Annotated in this window: 22 protein-coding genes; 6 read left to right on the forward strand and 16 right to left on the reverse strand. The window is 26.3% G+C overall.

Going from position 1 to position 22,416, the window contains the following annotated elements; all coding sequences use genetic code 11:
• Positions 1-45 precede the first annotated feature (45 nt).
• On the reverse strand, positions 46-720 hold the full coding sequence (locus tag ABWP60_RS03890; RefSeq protein ID WP_353148763.1) for a response regulator: 675 nt from the start codon (positions 718-720) through the stop codon (positions 46-48).
• Between the two features lie 532 nt (positions 721-1,252).
• On the opposite strand from ABWP60_RS03890, the gene ABWP60_RS03895 reads away from it, so the two are divergent.
• Positions 1,253-3,082: an ATP-binding protein gene (locus ABWP60_RS03895; RefSeq protein ID WP_353148766.1), complete on the forward strand. Its 1,830-nt coding sequence runs from the start codon at positions 1,253-1,255 to the stop codon at positions 3,080-3,082.
• Between the two features lie 166 nt (positions 3,083-3,248).
• On the opposite strand, the gene ABWP60_RS03900 is transcribed toward ABWP60_RS03895, so the two are convergent.
• The 14 genes from ABWP60_RS03900 to ABWP60_RS03965 all read right to left on the reverse strand — a co-directional run bounded on the left by ABWP60_RS03900 (position 3,249) and on the right by ABWP60_RS03965 (position 14,799).
• Positions 3,249-3,704: a hypothetical protein gene (locus ABWP60_RS03900; protein ID WP_353148769.1), complete on the reverse strand. Its 456-nt coding sequence runs from the start codon at positions 3,702-3,704 to the stop codon at positions 3,249-3,251.
• Between the two features lie 155 nt (positions 3,705-3,859).
• Positions 3,860-4,741: a hypothetical protein gene (locus ABWP60_RS03905; protein WP_353148772.1), complete on the reverse strand. Its 882-nt coding sequence runs from the start codon at positions 4,739-4,741 to the stop codon at positions 3,860-3,862.
• 185 nt (positions 4,742-4,926) lie between these two features.
• A complete protein-coding gene (locus ABWP60_RS03910; protein ID WP_353148775.1) occupies positions 4,927-5,478 on the reverse strand; it encodes a hypothetical protein in 552 nt (183 codons plus the stop codon).
• A gap of 87 nt (positions 5,479-5,565) precedes the next feature.
• Entirely contained in the window at positions 5,566-6,435 is an 870-nt protein-coding gene (locus ABWP60_RS03915; RefSeq protein ID WP_353148778.1) for a peptidase associated/transthyretin-like domain-containing protein, read from the reverse strand.
• A 310-nt stretch (positions 6,436-6,745) separates the two neighbouring features.
• Positions 6,746-7,228, reverse strand: coding sequence for a hypothetical protein (locus tag ABWP60_RS03920; RefSeq protein ID WP_353148781.1), 483 nt, complete (start codon positions 7,226-7,228; stop codon positions 6,746-6,748).
• Positions 7,229-7,327: 99 nt separating this feature from the next.
• Positions 7,328-7,918 (reverse strand): Riean_0653 family protein, encoded by a 591-nt coding sequence (locus ABWP60_RS03925; RefSeq protein WP_353148783.1) that lies wholly within the window; start codon positions 7,916-7,918, stop codon positions 7,328-7,330.
• A gap of 171 nt (positions 7,919-8,089) precedes the next feature.
• The gene (locus tag ABWP60_RS03930) at positions 8,090-8,389 is read right to left on the reverse strand and encodes a hypothetical protein (protein WP_353148786.1); all 300 of its coding nucleotides are present in this window, start codon (positions 8,387-8,389) and stop codon (positions 8,090-8,092) included.
• Positions 8,390-8,399: 10 nt separating this feature from the next.
• Positions 8,400-8,696, reverse strand: coding sequence for a GldL-related protein (locus ABWP60_RS03935; protein WP_353148789.1), 297 nt, complete (start codon positions 8,694-8,696; stop codon positions 8,400-8,402).
• Positions 8,697-8,776: 80 nt separating this feature from the next.
• Entirely contained in the window at positions 8,777-9,394 is a 618-nt protein-coding gene (locus tag ABWP60_RS03940; protein WP_353148792.1) for an RDD family protein, read from the reverse strand.
• 84 nt (positions 9,395-9,478) lie between these two features.
• Positions 9,479-12,136, reverse strand: a complete 2,658-nt coding sequence (locus tag ABWP60_RS03945; RefSeq protein ID WP_353148795.1) for a DUF7619 domain-containing protein — start codon at positions 12,134-12,136, stop codon at positions 9,479-9,481.
• A 46-nt stretch (positions 12,137-12,182) separates the two neighbouring features.
• Positions 12,183-12,392: a hypothetical protein gene (locus tag ABWP60_RS03950; RefSeq protein ID WP_353148797.1), complete on the reverse strand. Its 210-nt coding sequence runs from the start codon at positions 12,390-12,392 to the stop codon at positions 12,183-12,185.
• Between the two features lie 130 nt (positions 12,393-12,522).
• Positions 12,523-12,732: a hypothetical protein gene (locus tag ABWP60_RS03955; protein ID WP_353148800.1), complete on the reverse strand. Its 210-nt coding sequence runs from the start codon at positions 12,730-12,732 to the stop codon at positions 12,523-12,525.
• A 176-nt stretch (positions 12,733-12,908) separates the two neighbouring features.
• Entirely contained in the window at positions 12,909-13,736 is an 828-nt protein-coding gene (locus ABWP60_RS03960; protein ID WP_353148803.1) for a hypothetical protein, read from the reverse strand.
• Positions 13,737-13,869: 133 nt separating this feature from the next.
• On the reverse strand, positions 13,870-14,799 hold the full coding sequence (locus ABWP60_RS03965; RefSeq protein ID WP_353148806.1) for a carboxypeptidase-like regulatory domain-containing protein: 930 nt from the start codon (positions 14,797-14,799) through the stop codon (positions 13,870-13,872).
• Between the two features lie 1,062 nt (positions 14,800-15,861).
• Between ABWP60_RS03965 and ABWP60_RS03970 the strand changes: the two genes are divergently transcribed.
• A complete protein-coding gene (locus tag ABWP60_RS03970) occupies positions 15,862-16,632 on the forward strand; it encodes a sensor histidine kinase (protein WP_353148809.1) in 771 nt (256 codons plus the stop codon).
• Positions 16,625-17,284 (forward strand): response regulator, encoded by a 660-nt coding sequence (locus ABWP60_RS03975; RefSeq protein WP_353148811.1) that lies wholly within the window; start codon positions 16,625-16,627, stop codon positions 17,282-17,284. The genes ABWP60_RS03970 and ABWP60_RS03975 overlap by 8 nt, the downstream gene beginning before the upstream one ends.
• Positions 17,285-17,924: 640 nt before the next feature.
• Here ABWP60_RS03975 and ABWP60_RS03980 read toward each other — a convergent pair.
• On the reverse strand, positions 17,925-18,629 hold the full coding sequence (locus ABWP60_RS03980) for a porin family protein (protein WP_353148814.1): 705 nt from the start codon (positions 18,627-18,629) through the stop codon (positions 17,925-17,927).
• Positions 18,630-19,105: 476 nt separating this feature from the next.
• Here ABWP60_RS03980 and ABWP60_RS03985 point away from each other — a divergent pair, with 476 nt between their 5' ends.
• The 3 genes from ABWP60_RS03985 (at position 19,106) to ABWP60_RS03995 (ending at position 22,381) form a co-directional block, all read left to right on the forward strand.
• Positions 19,106-19,465 carry a BlaI/MecI/CopY family transcriptional regulator gene (locus ABWP60_RS03985; protein WP_353148816.1) on the forward strand — a complete coding sequence of 120 codons (360 nt, stop codon included), beginning with the start codon at positions 19,106-19,108 and terminating at the stop codon, positions 19,463-19,465.
• Position 19,466: 1 nt separating this feature from the next.
• A complete protein-coding gene (locus ABWP60_RS03990) occupies positions 19,467-21,227 on the forward strand; it encodes a M56 family metallopeptidase (RefSeq protein WP_353148819.1) in 1,761 nt (586 codons plus the stop codon).
• A gap of 443 nt (positions 21,228-21,670) precedes the next feature.
• Entirely contained in the window at positions 21,671-22,381 is a 711-nt protein-coding gene (locus tag ABWP60_RS03995; RefSeq protein ID WP_353148821.1) for a hypothetical protein, read from the forward strand.
• The last annotated feature ends 35 nt before the right edge of the window (positions 22,382-22,416 follow it).

Consider the following 22,416-nt stretch of genomic DNA (forward strand, 5'->3'; position numbering starts at 1 on the left):
AATCATATTTACGGTTTTAACAGGAAAGATTTACGGTTTAAAAAATTAAATCAACTTTAACAATTTACATTTTGCAATCAAGTCTTTATCCGAAGTTTTTTGGTCTAAAATTTGTCTCTTTAAAACTGCTTTTCTTTTTTCAATAGCACTTAATGAAATATTTATGAATTGAGGCAAATCTTTTGTTTGAATTCCTTTGTCTAATAAAAGTATAATTTGTGTGTCAAATTCATCCCAACTAAGTGTTCTCTTAAGTAGTTGTTGAATAGCGTTATTAATTGAAGCTGAATAATAATTTTCACTATTAACAATCTTATAAAAAATACCTGGAAACATTTCAAAATCAATATCATTTTTAGAGATAAAACCCTCTGGATTAACTTGTTTGTAAGCATTAAACAAAATTAAAGATTCATTATGCATTGTAAGCATGATGATAATACAATCTGGAAATGTGTTTCTAATTAATAGTGCAACATCTGTACCTGACAATAATTTTTGCTCTTTGTACTCAGGAATACTGATATCTATTAACGCCACATCAAAAGGAGTTTCTGTTATCTCTGCTTGTTTAATTATTTTAAAAGCAGAAAAACAGTTTGTGGCTTTGTGAAAAATAGTTTCATTGAATTCATCTTTAGATTTTATCAAGTTTATATATGCATCTGAATTCATCGGATGGTCATCAATAACCAATATGTTATTTATTTTATTTTTCATAATTAACCGTAATAATTGATTAAATAAACCGTAAAAAAGATAAAAATGAAATCTAATTTGTACCAAATTTATACAAATCAAGTTAAAAACCTACATCGTAGTCGATTTTTTAACCACAATTAATGAAAATTTGAATGATTTCAATATTTTGAGGATTATTTATGTGTGGTATATTTTAAAGATAATGAGACATATAAATTAAAAAACCTGATATCATTTTTTTGTATTTCCTATGAAATAGCACTTAGACACAAATCCAGTTAAGAACAAGTGGAGAAAATGACTAAATTTTATTCTATAATAAGAGCTGTGATTTCACAGCTTTTATTATATTTGAATAAACTTATAAATATTGAGAAACACATTTGTCATATTTCTGATACTATTAATTTATTCTTGTAATCATAAAGAAAATAGGGAAAACTTTAAAAAAGAAATTATACCCAATAATTTTGATAATTTTACTTCAACAAAAAAAAACAATTATTTAAAGTTTCTTTTTGATAGTATATCAAATTTAGAAAATGATTCCTTGAAAGTACAATATTTATTTGATGTATCAAACCAATACTACTTTTTAAAAAATTACAAACTTTCAATAACAGCATCTAAAAATGCTCATTTAACCGCTCTTAAAATAGAAGATTCCCTAAACTTAGGACGAGCACTATATTATATTGGAGATTGTTATTTAGGAAATAAAAAAGATAGTGCTTACTATTATTACAAAGAATCAGAAAAAATATTTAGAAAACTTAACAATCAAGATAGGTTAGCAAAGGTTTTATATAATAAAGCATATTTATTATTTTATGAAGGTAACTATGTAGAGAGTGAAATTGAGGTAATAAAATCATTAAATTATCTTAAAAACAATGGTAAATTAATTTCAAAATATCGTTGTTATTCCTTACAAGGTTCAAATCATTTGGAACTTGGTGAATATGATAAAGCATTAGACTATTTTAAATTAAGTGCATCTGTACTAAATGAGATGAAAAAAAATGATTTAGACAAAGATGCTTCTTATGATTATGAAATTACGAATACCATTGATATTTGTGCAGCATATGATAAAAAGGGAGAATATTCCAAATCAATTAAATTATTAGAACAGATTGTAAAAAAAGGAGACTTTAATAATTACCCTAAATTAAAATATTCTGTTTACGGTAATTTAGCTTACTTTTTAATGAAAAACAAACAGTATGCTTTATCTAAAAATTATTTTAAAGAAGCTTTAAAACACTCTAGAAAAGAAAACGATGAGGTGGGTAGTTTATATATAATATTAGATTTTGGTGAATACCATCTATTGACAAAAGACACTCTTAAAGCAAAAGAATTATTTGAAAAAGCGTTAATGATTTCAAAGCGATTAAACAATGGCAAAGAGATTCTAAAATCATTGGAATTTTTAGCTGTAGCAGATAAACCAAATGCCTCAAATTATAAAACGGAATATATTCGAATTAATGATAGTATCAATAAAAAACAACGTGAAAATAGAGAGAAATTTACTCGAATTGAATACGAAACGGATAAAGTGGTTGAAGAAAACAAGATACTATCTAATAAAAACTTACTTTTATTATTAGGCTTAACCATATCAATTGCTATTTTTCTGATTGTTTTAATCATAAGAAATAGAATTTCTAGAAAAAAAGAGCTTAATTTAATTCAACAAAAAGAGCATGCTGATAATGAATTATACCTGTTGACGAAAGAATTTCAGACAAGTCTTGTTGAAGCTAAAGAGCATGAACAGAGAAAATTATCTAAAGAATTACATGATGGGATTGTTAACAAAATTTATGGAATCCGAATGATGCTAGGAAGTATCAATAACAATTCTGATGAAGCTTCAAGGTTACAACGATTGGATTATATTAAAGAACTCCATAAATTAGAAACAGAAGTACGCGATTTATCTCATGATTTAAACTCTGACTTTTCGAAATATGTTGGCGAATTTAATTTTTTATTAGAAAAATTGATTCAAAATAATAACGCCATTGGAAGTACTCAATTCATTTCAGAAATTTCATCAACTATAGATTGGAACATTCACTCTTCAGTTATTAAAATAAATATTTATAGAATTTTACAAGAATTATTACAAAATGTTATTAAATATGCAGAAGCAAAAAAATGTTTTGTTCAAATAACTGAATTTGATAATCATTTAAATATTTCAGTAAAAGACGATGGTATAGGTTTTAATCCAATTTTAAATACGGAAGGAATAGGATTAAAAAACATCAAAGAAAGAGCGAAATCAATTGACTCCGATATTGAAATTATAAGTAATATAAATGATGGAACTCAAATTAAGTTTAAAGTAAAAATCGGAGGTTTATAAAGCTCTCGATTTTTTTAATGTAGTTTCCTTAAATACAAACTTATCTTTTGAAAATTACTGAAAACTTTGTTCAAACACTTTCGTTTAAAATAATGTCCAAAAAACTCGCAATTGACTTAAACCATTGTAAGCGGACCAGCTTTCTATAAATAGTCCTAATTGCACACTATTTAACTTCAAAATCTAACTGTCTTCCTTCATTGAAAGCATTTTTGTCCATATATGAACCAACTCCAACTCCGATTGCCATACCTATCGGTAAACTAATTCCTAACATTCCCAAATTTCCAATACTTAAACCAAATGCAACACCCATGGGTACTCCAAATACAGACATACCTAAAATCATCCACAGCTTTTTGTAATAATTTTTTGGTACAATTTTATGTTTTTTCTCTACCAATTTTATAACTATATTTTCTTTTTCTTTTGTCGCTTTGAGAAAATATATATCTATACCAGCAATAGAATTTAATTGTTCGATTTCTTGGTTTATTAAATCAACTGTTTCTGCTGGCAACTCTTTCACTTCCAAGGTATTTAAAAGTTTTCCAAGTTGTTGATAAGCATAAGATGCTTTTAAGTTTTCTGAAATGTTCGGTCTTTCGATTAGTTTTTTCATACTTGATTTTTTATTTTAAGTTGGCCACTAAGGTCCCGCTGGTTCACGAGGTTGCGAACTTCGGAACCGATATTTTATACAAAAGAAAAAATTTCTTGCGAAACGGCAATTCCACTAAATCCTTGCATCTTGTGTAACTGCTTTTGACAGAAGGTTTATTCGTAATTTATAAAGTAAGTGCTATTTACTCCATATGAAAAATTAATTACGTTGTCATTCATATAATTATATTGGATATAGTTATTTATTGGTGGAATGTTTGGGAAATTAGTATATTCATCTTTAGTAGAAATAATATTATTCTCGGAAAGAATTCCAGCCATCTGAATTGGTCTACCAAAGATATTGTTTATAAAAAAACCTTTCAGTGGATTGGTTTTATTGTCATACTCATATGTTGTTTTGATGTTGTATAAATCAGTTTGGTCATTTTCCATAGTCTTAACATTTCCAATTAAGTCATAGGTAAAATATGATTTGATAAATTGTCTTAAAGGGCTTGTGTCAGATTTAGGTTTAACTACAGAATAAATAGTTGAAATTTTTCCATTTGGGTAATAAGAAAAATATTTTTCGTAAATAAACGATGTGTTGTTTGATATTACACTTTTTAATACACCTTCAGAATAATTAAAATTATATATTGTTGTAAATTCATTTTGCTGACAAAAATCTTTAGTAAGAGTTTCAACTTTACTAATAAAATTTGATGAATTGTAAAATATAGTTGATATTTCTTCACGACATTGATTATTATTGTAAGTAAATAATTTCGAAATTTTGTTTGTATTTGGTAAATATTCAAAATAATATCTAAATAGAGGAACATTTGCATTATTTACTGAAAGTATATTTGAAATTCTTAATGGCTGTATTTCGCCAATTGCAATTTCGTTTAATATTATATCTGGATTTTTTAAGTCTAACGATTTATAAATTTCATTTAAATCATTAGTTGCACTTTTTTGATTATCATTTTCTTCGCTACAACCGTAACAAAGAAATAATAATAAGAAAAAAATAATATTTATTTTCATTTTGTATGTTTTAGTTTGTTCATTTTTATTGGTTTTTCAAAACTTTCTGCTAAAGTTTTACAGCTACTCGTCAGTTACGGATTTCAAAACATAGTATTTTCTGTTACCGAAAAGAAGTTATGAAAAATAAGCGACTAATCTAACGAAAAGTCCGCAATTGCGAGTAAAGGCTGTTGTACGACGTTTTAATTATTTCCACTGGAATTCCAAGTTCCGACATCTAAATTGACGACATAAATTTTAAACTTATCTTTGTAATTATTGTAAATTTCGAATGCCTCATGATTTACATTTAGCTTTTCGCCGTAGGTTGCGGAATTGACAAATATTCGTATACGCTTATCTTCAATAATATCTTCAATTTTTAGGTTTTTTGAATCGACTAAAACGAAGTTCTTCAGATAGTCGCGAATATTATATTTTGTTAGCTTCAATTCTGTTTTTGAATTATAATTTTTGAGAAAATCCAGTGTGAGGTTAGCACAAAGTTTTTCGTTGAAATGTTCAATTTCAAAACCATTTTCATCAAAAACTATATTTTGTGGGATTGTAATTCTATTACTATCATTAAGAGTTTTGAAAGCATTGAAATCTTTAACTTTTAAAAAACTCTCAATAGATTTTCCACTATAAAATTCCTTCAATTGCATTTCGGTTTTATTTTCAATTTGAATATTTCGATGTACTGTGCATGACAGTATTACTAAGCAAATCATACATCCGTAAAGCTTTTTCATTTTATAAATATTGTTAAGTGTCGTTGAATTTTAAAATACCCTATAACTTGTATATATCTAACAAACGTCAGTTTTATTTTTTCAAATTTAATAGGATAATTCTAATTCCAATGCTAAATTTAAATTTTTGTTTTTGTGTTTATTTCCTAATGTATGTTCTGTTGCTTTGTTTAGTTCATATAAATCATTGATTTTTTTATCAAAACTTTTCTTCACGTAAGTTTTCGCAAAATAATTTGAAGATTCCATACTAGTTAAAAAAGGTGAAATACGAGATTTTTCGATTTCAGGGTTTAATACAATAAGTTCTAAGCCTATAAAAATTCCTTTCTCGTCCAGAACTATATTTTCTTCTTTTATATCAATTGATACCTTATCCTTTTGCGTGTAATTGAATATCTTAACATCACTTTCATAGATTTTTTCTAAAATCAAATTGTTTTTTTTATAAATATTTATTCTGCAATAATTCTTCAAATTTATTTTTTCCATATTTGGAAACTTTGAATTATTTAAAGGAATACTAATTTTATCTATAAAATAAGAAAGATTCTTTTTATTTTGTATAAATGTGACAAGTTCACTTATACAGGTTACAGGAAAACTTTTAAAATAGTTGTCATATTTTAAACTTTTTAAACTTATAAATTTATCGCGTTTTGACACAAAAACTTCGTCAATCGTGGTTGTTTTTGGTGATAAAAAAATAGTGTCTAAATTATTAATCGTTAGGTTCGCTTTTGGTTTGTAAGAAAAGTGTTCAAAAGAATAAGTAGTGATACTTTTATTTATTTGAAAATAACCATTTTCGAAATTATAAAAACCAATATTTTGTTCAGGGCAAGTTACTGCAACAAAAGAAATAGGATTCTTAGTTATAGAATCGCAAATTACTTTTTGTTGTGCATTTCCTTGAAATACACAAAAAAATAAAATTAGATTTATAATATATTTCAAGAATTTTCTTTTTTCTGGAAATTACCAATTTTTAAAAACATATTCATTATCCCTAATATCAGACCTGTTAAAAGTGCAGTTACAAAAGATTTCAATACTAATTTTGTAATTGCTTCAGTATTTGAAAAATCAATATCAAATAATCCATAAACTATCTTGCCAGCGAAAAGTCCCGCTGATATTGCTATAAATGTAATCTTAAAGTAAAAAAATCTGTTCATAATTTTATATTTGTTTATTTAATAAATAATTTTCTTGTCCGACGTTTTAATTATTTCTTACCTAATTCCAAGTTCATTTAAAACGTTATCTATTTTCTAATTAATTCGGTTTGATTTATAAAAAAATCATCTTTATTTATATTCTCCTTGAAAAAATTTAAAAGTTCAGTTTTAGATTTAAACTCTTTATTTATCAATTTGTTATTAATTTCAGAAAAGATAAGAGTGTTTCCCTCAACTTTAAAACCATAAAAAACATTTGTGATTTTATTTTCGTACTCTGTTTTTAGATTCATAATTTGAAAACCATTTACTGTCTTTGAGAACGAAATTATTTCATCAGTTTTTTCCTTGCCCGTAAGCAATAATTTATAAGTTTTTTCTCCATGCTTTATTATAGTAAGTTTTTCGTCATTATCTTTTCCAATATACCATTCTCCAATTAATTTAGGATTAATATTTTCATCATTCGGCAGGCTGAATTTTGATTCTAAAGAACAGCTAATTACTAAAAATAAAATTAATAAACTTAAAGTGTGTTTTTTCATAGGTTTGTTTGTTATTGTTTTCATATCTTATATGTTTGTGTGTTTTTCATTAGACGTAAGCAAAAAAATCAACTTAATATTGTTTCCAAAAACCGAATTTCTTATAACCACTTTTTTTAGTAGTTATATTATTTTGACATCAAATCGACCATTTTTCAAAACAATTGCATTATTATTTTCATCAAATACATTTCCTTTAAAAGTTCCTGAAATAATTCCTGTTGTAAAATCTAGTTTAGTTATTATTATTTCACAACTATTTTCTTTTGAATAAAATTGTTTTTGTACAGTCCCATTGATTACTTTACCTACATAAATTTCAGGTAAAAATGGGCTGTTGCTTGTAAAGATGCTTCCAGTTTGATTTAAAATACCAATCTCCATAAGCAATATAAATCCATTTGGTCTTTTCAAATTTTTTATAAACAATGCAAAACGGTCATTACCATTTGAACTTATAAAATTCGAACCGACTGTGACATCTAAACCTTTTATTATACTGGAACCTCCATAGTTGGTATTTATTCCATCACCGGGTATCAAAACTTGACCATCTATTTCTACTCCTGCAGTATTTGCTCCGATTTCCGTTATTTCAGGTAACACATCAATTTCCGTTTCTGCTGTTTTGTCTTTTGTACAAGCAAAGAATAGAAAACTTAATATTGTAAGGTAAAATATTTTTTTTATAGGTTTATTTGTTATTGTTTTCATATCTTATATGTTTATGTATTTTTCATTCAACGTAAGCAATACGCTCTCCGATATATATGTTATAGTTTATTTTGTTTAGTTAATACTTAATTTTCTAGTCTGTCAAAACTTAACGCTAACATTTTGTTGCTTAACACTGTGTTGTCCTATAAACTGAAGTTGGCAGAAGAATTATTTCCTTGTAAATTCTATAGTTCTTTTCTGTTTATCAACGTTTATTTTATAATTTTCCATTTTTAGAGTATCTAAAACAGAATTAACTTTTGATTTTTCAATAATTTTTTTGTTAATAAAAAATGTGGTAGAAATTGTATCTATTGAATTATAAACCAACTTAAATTCATTGTTTAAAATATGATTAGCATTTAAATTTACACTATTAATAATTTGGGGTTCCTTTGTTTTTTTATTTATTTGACAAGCATTAAAAAAAAATAAAGCCATTATACTTAATAAAAATATTGTTTTCATCTTAAATGGTTTAATTTATTTTATTAACCATCATTTTTTGTCTTTTAATCAAGTAAAATAATCCAACAAAAAAACTAAACGTTATAAATCCAATTGTCCACAATACTTTTTCAGAGCTACTTATTCTATTTGAATTGTTCACTTCATAAATTCCAACAAAAACATAAAATAAAATTGATAAAATCCCTACAATTAGAAAAATGTAAGAATATTCCCAGTGATAAATTTTCATCATTGCACCGATAATTGTTAAAATAGGTGAAATTACAAATGCTGTTTTAAATAAATTCTTTTTTTCGGTTTCCATAATTTTTTTCTTTTTTGTTTAAGTACTATTTTTCTAAGTTCTACCTTTATTGCAAACTGCTATTTGAAGCAGACCAGGTGTTAAGAATTGGTTATATCGGAATACATTTCTTTTTGAATTCTCTCTACATATCTTTTCTTTACAATTACAGTTCCAGCTATATAATCATGCAATGCTCTTTTTCTTGGATTTGTGAATAAAACTATTAACTCACTCCAAGACCAAATATTTGTTAACCAAGTATAAATCGAGAATAATATTGGAGAAAGTGACATTAAATATTGAGATTGTTTAATCCAACTTAAATTTTGAAAAGTGGCATCATCAACAGAAAGCAAAGCATCAATCATTAATATTGAACTAAATATGGTCAAAAGTAAAATAATAAGATGCCTTAAAAAAGCTTCTTTCCATCCTATTGATTTGCCATTAAGATTTAGTATTTGCAATCCCATAATTACTTTTCCTGGTGTTCCACCATATTTTTTTGGTAAATAAATATGATACCAAAGACCAAAAATTAAATTTGGAATTAATGTATAAAAAAACATGAACTTGCTTGATGAATTAATATATTGAATAATAAAAATAAAAGGCATCATAATAACTGCATCTAGCAGTAAAGAAGCCAATCTCGGTCCAAAACTCGCGTAAATATTATCGTTAATTCCTTCAAGTTTTAATGGTGTTTCTTTCATTTTTTAATTTTAGTTAAGTTAATAAATTAAATATTTCATATTTCATATTTAATTTTTATATTTATTTTGAGTTAAATCAGATAGTTATTCTTTCATTATTTTAGTGCTATCTATTCCTTTATCTGTATAAAGTTTCAAAATATAATTACCTGTTTTAAGTGCACTTAAATCAATTTTATTTTCAGAAATCAAGTTTGAACTTAAAATTCTTCCAGCAATATCATAAACTTCAACTTTTAATATACTGTGTTCAGTTTTAAATCTTAAAAAATCTTTAACAGGATTTGGATAAGCTACAAATTCATTAATGAAATTATTTTCTTGTAAGCTTAATGTATTTTGAACTGTTGTTGTGTAATTGTTTGTAATAATTGGGAAATTATAATCAAAATAAATATTAGCCAAATTACTAAAAGTATTACCTACAACTAAATTTGGTTTTGTTTTAATTTTAAAAGCGATATAACCATCATTATTTGCATCATCGAATGGCAAGTTAATGTTTTCAAAAATAAATTCAACTACATTGCTATTTATAACTCTTGTTTTTACATTGTCACTTGAAGCTATTGGAACTAAAGATGAAATATCAAATTTTGAAATATCAATTACATCTCTAACAACAATATTTTGTGCATTTGCGGTACCATTGTTTTCAAATCTTATTAAATAATGAATATATTCGCCTACCATGCTTGGAGTAATTGTAATTCCTTCCAAACAAGTTTTGTCATTTGGGTCATAAGAATTAACTACGGTTTGATTTAAAATAGCACTATTATCATTTGGATTTTCATCAGAAGTACTAGGAGTTATTATTGCGGCATAATTTAAAATAGAACCAGCATTAATTGGAGGTGTTTCGGTTGGTGAATTAATATTAAAAGTGAAATCGATAGTTCTAGTTTCAAATGGCATTAAATTAGAATAATTCCATTGTAGATTATTTGCTGAAAAAATTGCTGTTGGATTAGAAACCACTAAGTCCATAACCGTGTCATCAAAAGTAAGGTTAATAGTTCCTGATTCTACTTGGTTGCCTTTATTCTTGAATACAATTTCATAATCGGTATCAAATCCTGGTCTAGCTTGATTAATTGGTAGAATAGTTACTTCTATATCATGGTGAGGAATGTTAGGAGCTAAACATAAATTTACATAATCTACAATTGTATTTGGATTGAAGTTTATAACAATTGGAGCTGTAAGTCCAAAATCATATAGAGGATATAAATTATTTTCAGGAGTAATTGTAACTGAATTATTTTGGGTATACAAAATAAAATTACCTTGTGAATCTGAAAAATTAAAACAATTAGGGATTGTACAATTATAATTGATTTTAATTCCTTCAATTCCAGCATTATTTTGACACCCATCACCCTCAATATCAAATTTCACATTACCGATAACTGTATTATAACTGCAGTTGGGAGTAAAATTATAGAAAGGGCTTTGTTGAATTGCTGTTGGTAAAAATGTAAAAGTCTCATTAAAATCAACCCCGACTAAAGTTAGATTTGGACATGAATAATAACTAAATAAACCTGAATACATAGAACTTTCATTAGCTCCGTTTTTAAGGTTGATTCTTTGAAGATTTGTGCATTGTTGCACTCTTATTTCATTGTAGTTATTAGAACATGATAAGTCCAATTGTGTTAAATAGGGATTACCGTCTACAATAACATTTTTAAGATTAACACAGTTTTTAAGAGAAATCGTTTGTAATCCAGTATTTGTAAAAATGTCATTGTTACTAGAACATTTTAAATAATTCAAATTTGTTAAATCATTCAAATTTAGAGTGGTTAAAACATTATTTGAACATATCAGTTTAAATAAATTGGTACAACCTTGAACGTTTAATGTTGTAAAATTATAAGTAAAAGAGGTGCTGGCATTATCACAATTTAACTCCGTTAATGTGGTCATTCCAGAAGCATCTAAGCCATTTAATTTATTCCAACTTAAATCTAATTTATTTAAATTTGTATATAAAGTTTTGTTGAAAGAAGTTAAATCATTTCCTGAAAGAGTTAATATCTCAATGATATTGTTTGTTACTATATTTAAATTAGTCAAATTGTTTTGAGCTAAATCCACTATTTTCAAGTTTGGTTTGTTACTCAAATCAAAAGTTGTAACTGTTGATTTTAAACCTCCATAACCATAAATGTTTTCTAAACTTATTAAATTGTCGAGTGTGTTAGTATAAAATTTACATCCATTAAAGTTTATTGTTTTAATTAAAGGTAAATTTAAAAGTGAATAGAATGGAGTAGATGTGTTACTTCCTGCACTCTGACAATATAAAGTGTCTAAAACAGGTAAGTTTTCTACAGTTAATGATGTCAAATATTGACTGTTATTACTACAATCGATATAAGTAAGATATTGCATTCCTGTAATATTCAAATTTACAACTCTATTATTTCTTAAGTCTAGTTTAGTTAAATTGGTGAAATTAAGTATCCCAATAACACTTGTGATATAATAATTAGTTGCATTTAACGACGTGTTTAAATATAATTCTGATACATTGTTCGCTTCGCTTTGTTGAATTTCTCCATCGTTATTAGTATCAATCTTAAAATAATTTCCATTTAAATCTTTTGCAATTGAGTTAGACGAGTTTGCTCCTATAAGTTTAACTTTAAAATTTGCATCTGGAATATTGATGATTTGTGATTTACAAAATGTTGTAAAAGATAAAATTATAAAAAGGATTTTTGTTTTCATTTATTGTTATATTAAATTTAATTTTTAGTTTATGTTTGTCAATACTTTATCTTAATTTAACCTTTTTAAAACTAATTAATACTATACATCCAAAAAAGACAATATTGGCAATTCCAACTATTTTATTAATTGGGTAGGATGAATCTATTGTTTCAGATTTTGTAACTAAGAATATTCCAATTATAACAAAAAACATTGAAATGACTAATCCAAATAGATGTTTTAATTTATTGGTTTTGTTTTCTAAATTGTTCATAATTATGTTGTTTTAAATTATCTCTTTCTTACGATGAACTGACCATCAGTTGCATCACCCAACTTATTTCATATAAATTATGATACTAACTTGGTTAAGTTTTACTAGCAGTTTCAAACTTTCAAAATTTCTATTTATTATCGTTAGAAACTTTATTTTCTTTTTTTACGTTATATTGAAACATTAAAGCCATTAAAAATCCAAAAAAAGAAAATTTGAATATAAATTTCCACAAACTAAATCCAACTCCATCAGAAAAATCAATTAGGGCACTTAAACCTCCATAAATTAGTCCAGAAAATAAAAATGTCAGAATTGTTTTTTTTGTTATGGGTGTCATTTCTTATATGTATAGGTTTATCTAATTCTCCGCTTAATTTTAGAATCAGTCTACTCATTATTATTTAAAATGCATTTATGTCAAAATAATTCTCAAACATAATTAATTCATTGAAGATATTTTATGCGTATTTATACGTATTTTTATAATCTTTGGTATTACTGTTTTAATAAATTTTACAATTCTTTTTTTGTAGAATTTTTCAACCATCCCTTTTTTGGAGAAACAACAAGGCTTAAACCATGAAAACTACTATAAATATTAAACTGACCATTTTTTGTTCCAGATTGTGTTAAATTATAAATTTGATATTCACCTGTTGTGTATTGTGACCCAAATTGATTGTTTATAAAATAACTTAAATCAAATAAGGCATACTTTGTTTTATAATTGAAACCTAAAGAAAGTTCTGTTGAAAAATTTAAGTTTTGATGTTGAACTGATTTTGAATAAAAAATATTTTTACTATTACTTCCATCTATGCTATAGACGCTAACACTAGTAGTATGTTCAAAATTTGTACCCGTAATTATATTCATATTAATTGCAGAGCCCAAGCTTAAATTAAGTTTGGGATTAATTTTAATAAAATATTCCATTTTAAGAGGAATTGAAAGTAAAAACTGACTGTACGAATCTATCTCTGTTAAAGTATAATCTACACCCATTCCAACATCTTGGTCTGTAATATTTAAATCAAATTTTGGTATAAATTCTTTTGCAATAATACCTGTTTTAAAATTAAAATTACCAGATTGAGCAAAATTATAATACACACCAAATTGATACGAAAAGTCTTTCGTAAATTCTACACTTGGATAGGCTGAACCATCATAATTATATGCTTCACTTGGCTTTAAAATTGATGGCTGTAAAACAAAACTTAGTTTTGAATATTGCTTATGATAAATATTTTCAGCCTCTTGTGCATAAGAACAAACTAAAAACATAGCTGAAAGCCAAAAAAAAGTGACATTCTTTAAATTAATTTTCTGGTATTTCATTATAGTTATTGTTTATAAATATATTATTCTGTAGATATTTAGTGTTTGTTTGTCCAACTTTTGCTATTGCCTTTATTTAAATAATTTGAATATCTTTTTCAGATAAATCATATTTCTCGCATTATAAATTTGATTAATTTGTAAGAGTTATTTTAATTGCTAATTCACCAAACTTATTGTCATATTTATCTATTCCTTTATGGTAATCTGATTTTTTATGAAGCTTTCTAGAAACCCATTTTCCAGCTATGTATTGCCAGGAAGTACTTGATTCCGATGGAATAGTACCAATTGAAGGTTCGTATTTTATTCCGTCTTTATAAACTTTTTTCTTTAATTCTGGAAGTCCACCAATTGATTTATCGTTTTCTTCATTAAGAGTATATTCGTAAGTATATTTATTCTCTTCTATAATCATCCATTCAAAAGCAATAAATAAACCAGATTTTGGAATTATTATATTTTTATCTTTCAAATCAAGTGTGGTATTTCTCTTTCCTTTTTTAACTGTAACAATAATTATGTCCTCAGAATAATCCAACCCGGGAGTTCCGTCTTTAGCAACTTCATAAAAACGAACCTTTATCTTAGCATTATTGATACTTGAAAGAGTTAAAAAAGTAATATCATCTACGAAAGGGTGTTTATTTATGTCCTCGGTTGGCGCTATAAATTTAGCTAATATTGTAGGTTTGATGCCTGTTCCGTAATACATAGAAATGTTACTCTTGTTATAATTTCCAATTTCGATTTTGTCTTTTCCAATTCGTTTTTGAATTACAACCTCGTCTATTTGATAAACGATTGGTTTTAAAACAACTTTTCCAGATTCGTTTAGTTTGGCTTTTAATGTTTCAAATCCAATAGCTGAAAAAATTAGGAATTTATTTTCCGAGATAGTAATCGAAAACTCGCCATTTTCTTCAGAAGTAGTTCCAATATTTTCGTCTTCAACCCAAATATTCACATAAGGAATTGGCTTACCGGATTCGTCAACAACAATACCTTTAGTTTGGGCAAAAAGGGAAAGAGAAATAAATAATAAAAAAGAAAACTTATTCATAATTGTAAACTAAATTTGTAAAGCTGAAACTGTTTAAGTTCTCTTTAAATTCTGAAATATTTTTTTAAGCCTGTGCGTTTTAAAATTGCAATCAACTCGTTTATTTTCTAAAACTTTAGCTAAATATCATACCGTGAGATTAGCTTAAGTATAGTGTTTATTTTCTCATTTTTGTTTTATAAAATCTTATATTATAAAATAACAATACAAACTTAACTAGTTTAAAAATACTATTTTATACGTATTAATACGTATTTTAGTAACAGGAAACTATATTATATTTGTATGCCTTTATAAACTAAAATATAGATGCAAGTTAAGGTTTTTGAAAATAGAATTTTACGGTTTTTAAAACTATTAATTACGGTTTTGTTAAATACAAAAAGTAGTTAAATGAATATTAATTAAAAGTATACCTATTATAAAGATAGGTTTAAAATTGTTTGTAATGTTTTTACTTTATTTTGTTGTTATTTATGGCGTTAGCCCATTGCTTTACTTTTTAATTGCTAAAAGAAAAGGGGTAAAAGAATTAAAGCCAATATTACCCTATGTTGTAATGACATTCATGGCTAGTTTTTATGAGTTTTTTGGCACACTTACTTTTAAATGGGACTGCTCCTATTGGTTTGTAATTTATGAAATCTTGTCTTTTCTTACTATTTTTTATTTTTTCTATCAGGTTTTACAAAAGCAATTTGCTAAACTATTTCTGGCTTTTTTAGTTGGTTTTGTTACCCTTTGGTTCTTTTTGTTTTTGAATTTTAACATTAAAGACTTATTAATTATTAATTCTTACTCCCATACATTTATTACAGTATTTATACTCTTTTTTACAATTATTTGGTTTAGAAAGCTAATGGTAGATGCTTATATAGAAAACCTGTTACAAAACAGTACTTTTTACTTTATATCGGGGTTAATATTGTATCATTGTGGCACAGTATTTTTATTTTTACTTAGTAATTATATTTATAAAGCAGATTCAAACTTGCTTCATTCCTATTGGATGATAAATATTATATTAAATTTTGTTTTACGAACTCTTTTAATTGTGGGGATATGGAAGGCGAAAAAGAATTAAATTCGATAATTCTTATTGGTACATTTTTAATGTTATTTTTAGCATTTGGACTGTTGTTTATGGTGTTGTTTTATCAACGTCATTTGGCAAAAATTAAAAAGAAAGAAGCGGAATTATTATTAAAAACCGCATTAAAAAGTGAGAAAAAAGAACGTAAACGTATCGCTAAAGATTTGCATGATGCTATTCAGAGTGATTTGAATGCGATTCGTAATTATGTTATTTTATTTTCTAAAAAGAATAGTCATACGGATGCACCTGAGCTTTTAGAAGCTATACATACTTCTTTGGAACAAACTATTGAAAATACCCGCCTAATTTCTTATGAATTGATGCCTCCTTTATTAGAAACAGCTGGATTTAATTTGGCATTGCGTGATTATTTTGAACAATTGAGTGCTTCGAGTGGTAAGCGTTTTGAATTGGATATAAACTTATCCGAGACTTTAGTGTCAAATAAGATTTCTTATGAGTTGTTTCGCGTGGTTCAGGAATTGACTTCTAATATGCTTAAACATGGTTCCATAACAACTTGTACCGCTCGATTGAATACTTCAACTAAAGGTGTTTGTTTTGAACTGATTGATGACGGTATTACTTTTGATTTTAAAGCCGAGTACAAACTAAACAATGGAACAGGACTTCAAAATATTCAATCTCGTTTAAAAAGTATTTCGGCCACGCTAGAGCAAGAAATCATTGCTAAAGGCAATCATTATAAAATTTATTTATTTCCCATTTATGATTAAAGTTGCCTTAGTTGATGACCATCAGTTATTTAGAAAAAGCTTGGCTTTGCTATTGTCTTCTTTTGAAGGTATTTCTGTTGTGTATGACACGCACGATGGCATGGCTTTTTTAAAATATTTGGAGGAAGCTGAAATTGATGTATTGCTGTTGGATTTAGAAATGCCTATTATTAATGGTTACGATGTTTGCAAACAAGCTAAAAGTATAGATTCTGACCTTAAAGTGGTGATTTTATCGCAATTAACTTCAAAGGAAGCTGTGCATCAAGTTATGGAAATAGGTGCAAATGGTTATTTTACTAAAAATTCGTCTCCAGATATTTTAGAAGATGCTATTAGAAATGTATTTGATAAAGATTATTATTTTGATATTGCTCTGAGTACTGTAATACGTGAAGCTTTGTTATGGAAGAGAAAACGAAATACCTTTTCCGATACGCCTAGTGTTCATTTAACACCTAGAGAAATTGAAATTATACAATTGGCGACCAAGGAAAAATGTAGTAAGGAAATTGCTGATTCACTTAATATTAGTACACGAACAGTAGAAAAGCACCGTAAACATATTATGGAGAAAACAGATTCTAAAAACTTTATTGGGGTTATTTTGTATGCTTTAAAGAATGATATTATTTCTTTGGATGACCAATAAATTTAGAAAATAATAGAGTTCAATACTTTATATACTTAATAAACAATTTCAAAAATAATTACATTTTAATTAATTCATTAAAATTTAAAAAAAAAGGAAGCAAAAAATGCTTCCTAATTTAATTTCGAAATATTTACTGATTAATTTACATTATTGAAAATATAAATTGTAATATAAAAATACATGATGTAATGCCTAGTAATTTATAAATTGTTCTTTTTTCATTAAAAAACACATAAACAGAAAAACCTAACAGGAAAATAAGAATAATTGCAATGGGTTGCGGGTTATAATCAAATAAAGGTCTTATTAAACTGGGAAATCTATCTAAATATTTTATTTTTAATAATTTAAAACTTTTTAGTGCTAAATTTTTATTTTGATACCAAAATACATACCAATCTATAATGTTTAATAGACTCATTAAATAAAAAGCTCCTGCAAAAAATATTTTTGTTTTCATTGTTTTTTCTTTTGTTAAATCCCCCAATACCAAGCAATTGTACTATCTTTACAGCTGCTTGCCAAACAACCACTGAAGCACCATGAATGTAATTTTGAACAAACATTAACTTTTGTTTCTATTTATTTTATAAGATAGCAACAAAACTAATGCACATAAAATGAATATATTTTTTTATTAAAATCTATAACCTGCTGATAATTGAAAAACGCCATTTTTCATATTCCAACTGTTTATACTTTCTCCGTTTGTAGAATTTTTATCAACTGTTGATAGACCTAAATTATATCTTCCTTGAATAAATATTTTTTCTGTAATATCATAAGATGTTCCGATATTTAAACTAAAATCAAATCTATTTGCACTTGCTTTACCTTGAACTATTGTTCCTCCAAAATTATAAATGCCATCATTTAACATATCTATTTCAACAGAATAATTTTGTGAAGGGTCTCTTGAATCTTCAGTAACATCAATTTTAGTTTTAGCACTCATTAAGTAACCAATTTGAGGCCCAAAGTCAATACTTAATTTTTCAATTATCTTGTATTTTAAGATAATTGGTAAATTTAGATAATTTAGTTTAAGATTGTAATCGGCACCATCATAATAAGAACCGCCACCATAATAATCTTTGTATCCGTAAGTATTTCCTTGTGTTGAAAACAATAATTCAGGTTGAATTATAAATTTGTCATTTATTTCATATTCTGCAAAACCTCCAATATGAAAACCAATTTTAGAATTATGTTCATCAATTCCTGTTGGATAATCACCACTTAAATTTGATAAATTTAAACCTACTTTAGCTCCAAATTTAATTTCTTGCGAAAATGCAAAAGCTGAACACAACATAAATGATGTTAAAATAATTTTTTTCATTGTTTAAAATTTTTTATTTAATTTTTTTGCTTACTCTATTCGGTTTTCTGCTTTTCCCGGTTACGGTTCATTTTTCTATTTTGACCGCTATATAATTAATACTTTTATAAAATATTAATTAATTTCGCAATTTAGATAGTATAATAAATAAACGAAATACGTGTTTATACGTATTTATTCATCAAAAAAACACCTCTTAAGAAGTTTTGGAAAGCATAGTATTTTATGATAACTTGATTTTGAGTATTTTAATGTACTCGCTTACTTTTATATGTAATACAAAGTTTGCGCAAAATAAGATAACATAACCATAAGGCAAGCTTTGTAATAAACATTAAATCGCGCCCAGACCTTCATCGATTGATTATATCAAACCAATAAAATGTAATGAAAACTTAAAAAATAGTTAAATAACTATAAAAATAGTTGTATAACTAAAATAATAGTTTTAAGTTTGACAAATAAAATTAAAACTCATGCAAAAACTAACCAACAAAGAAGAAGAAATAATGCACATCTTATGGAAGCTAAAGAAAGCTTTTGTAAAAGACATTATGGAAGAAATTTTAAAAGACAAACCTCACTATAATACGCTTTCTACAATAGTGAGAAATCTTGAAGAAAAAGGGTATGTAGGATATAATGCTTACGGAAAAACGCATCAGTACTTCCCTGTTGTATCTATAGAGGATTATAGAAAAACATTTATGAATACTGCTATTACTAATTATTTTAATAGTTCGTACAAAAATCTAGTTTCTTATTTTGCTGAAGAAGAAAAAATATCAGCTGAAGAACTGCGTGAAATTTTAGCTTTAATCGAAAAAAAGAAATAGTATGGAAAATTTCCTACTGTATTTTGCTAAGGTAAATGGACTAATTATTCTATTCTATTTATTGTATTTGGTAGTATTGCGTAAAGAAACTTTTTACGTTTCAAATCGTTTGTATTTATTATGGGGATTAGTAATATCAATCTTTTTACCATTAATTACTTTTACTAAAACCGTTTGGGTTAATCCTGAACCGATTTCTAAATTAATCGAAGTAGTTCCAATAACTGATGGTAAAAAAATTAGTACTGTTTCAGAAACTCCTATAGATTGGTCGCTAATTTTGAGTGCAACTTACAGTTTAATTGCCATTATAATTTTACTAAAAGTGGGATTCGAAATTGCCTCATTTTTTTATAAGATAATCAGATTGAATAAACAAAAAGAAACGAATTATACTTTGATTTATGCTAACTCGACTGAAAATCCATTTTCGTTCTTTAAGTACATTGTTATTAACCCTACTCTTTTTTCGAAAGAAGAATTCGAACATATTTTAACGCACGAGCGCATTCATGCAAAACAATGGCATTCCATAGATGTGTTATTCTCAAAAATATTCTGTGCAGTGTTTTGGATTAATCCAATTAGTTGGTTGTATCGAAAAGCCATGCTTCATAATTTAGAATTCATTGCCGACAATCAATCTTTAGAAAAAGTTGAAAGTAAATACGAATATCAAAAAACCCTTTTAAAAGTAGTTGTTCATCAACAAACATTAGGTATAACCAATCCATTTTATCAATCATTAATTAAAAAACGAATCATTATGTTACACAAAAATCAATCACACAAAAGAAACGCTTGGAAGTACGCTACAATTCTTCCGCTATTAGTAGGTTTCATGTTATTATTTCAAATTGAAACCGTAGCTCAAGTCAAGGAAAATTCAAAAGTGGCAGCTTATGCAGTTGAAGTTGAATTTGATAATTTAATTACTTCAAAAACAACAGATGGTGAAATTAAAGAAATAGAAAAGAGCTTTAATGAAGATAATATCTTAAAAATCAGTAATATAAAGAGAAATAAAGAAGGAGAAATCATCGAAATTAGGTTAGAATTTTCTTCTAAAAATAACTCTAAGAATAAAAATATTAAAATTGTACAAGGTGATAAACCGATTAAGCCAATTAGAATTTTCATTAAAGAAGATAAGAATAACGAAAAAAGTGTGGGTTTTGAAGAAGTTTCAAATCTTGTAAGTGTAAAATATGATGCTCTAAAAGTTGAAGAAACAGTTGAAGTAAAAAAAGATACATATGAATATACCTTTAACAACATGGTCAAAAACGGCAAAAAAGTGAATTTAATTATTAATGGAAAGTTGCAATCAGCTTCTGTGAAAAGCAAAATTCCATTAGACCATGAATTTGACATTTTTAAAGAGTTGGATGAAAAAGACTTAAAATTAAAATACAACATTGACAAAAAAGAAGGTGAAATCTATTATGAAATAACTACGAAAAGGGAAAGTAATATTAGTAAATCGGATGCCAAGTATGCTTTAGAAGTAGAAGAAGATTCTGAATATTCTGAGGATGAAACTTTTAGCCGCATAGATAAAATTAAGAATAACAAAACAGTTGATGCTAAAATAGCTTTAATTATTTTAGATGGAAAAGAAATTGACTATCAAGATTTAGATAAAATTGACCCAAAAAAAATAAGTACATTTGGAATCACTATTGGTTCTCATGCACAGAAAAAGTACGGTAAAAAAGGCGAAAATGGAGTTATCTCAATTAATACCAAAAAAAATGAATAAGATAATTTAAGGTATTTTTATGATATTTCATCAATGAAATTTTCTAGAAAATCCAACATTTGGTTTGAAGATAAATCAATATCGCCCACTTATTAAATCCTACAGAAATGTAGGATTTTTTTTATGCTCTATAATTACTTATTATTACAACAAAATTAACCTTTAAGAAACGTTATTTTATAAAAAAACAACAAATCCCCATGTTTTTGTTAACAAAATATACTTTTATCAGAAATATACTTTTCAAAAAATGTTAATAACTATGTCCGTATAAAATATGTTTTTCTGAAAAATACTATATTTACAACGTTTTCGTAAATATTTTATTTTTAATACAAATTAAGCAAATTGTTAATAAAAATGTTAATAACCATAAAAAATTGTGTATTTATTCGAAAAAAAGTTTTTATATTTGACTCATAACTTTTAAAAATAAACAAATTATGAAAAAAGTATTACTAACTGCTGCGGCAGTATTATCATTAACTTTTGTTAATGCGCAAGATTTAAAATCAAAAAAAGGAGAAGCTTATTTACCAGTTGCTGGAGATTGGGCTATTAGTTTTAATGCTAATGGAATTTTCGAATACGCAGGTAACGCTTTCAATGGTAAAACAGATAATGCTGCGCCAACTGTAACAAATGTAACAGAGAATACATTTGTAGGAAAAAAATTCATTACTGACAAATCTGCTTACAGAGTAGTTGCAAATTTAGGATTTGGTAGTAATAATGTAGCTAGTGGTACTGTTGCAGGATACACTTTTGGAGCATACAAAGCGTCAACAGTAGCTGTTACAGCAGGAGTTGGTAAAGAATGGAGAAGAGGATCTACAAGATTACAAGGTTTCTATGGTGCTGATGCATTAGTTGGATTTTCTTCTACAAAATGGAAAGAAGATAAAGCACCTAACCAAACTTACAATGTTGGTACTTCTATCAATTTAGGGGTTACAGGTTTTATTGGTGCAGAGTACTTTATTTTCCCTAAAATGTCTGTTGGTGCACAATACAATTATGGTTTACAAATTAAATCAAACGGTGCATCTAAGTATTCAGTACCTGGCTCACCTGACGTAAATGGTGAATCAACTACAAACTTTAATTTAGGTAATGTAACTGCTGCTTCAATGAACTTAACTTTACATTTCTAAGAATCTAATTACAATACAAAAACCGACTTATTTAA

Origin of the sequence: Flavobacterium sp., from assembly GCF_040402895.1 — a bacterium.
Classification (GTDB): Bacteria; Bacteroidota; Bacteroidia; order Flavobacteriales; family Flavobacteriaceae; genus Flavobacterium.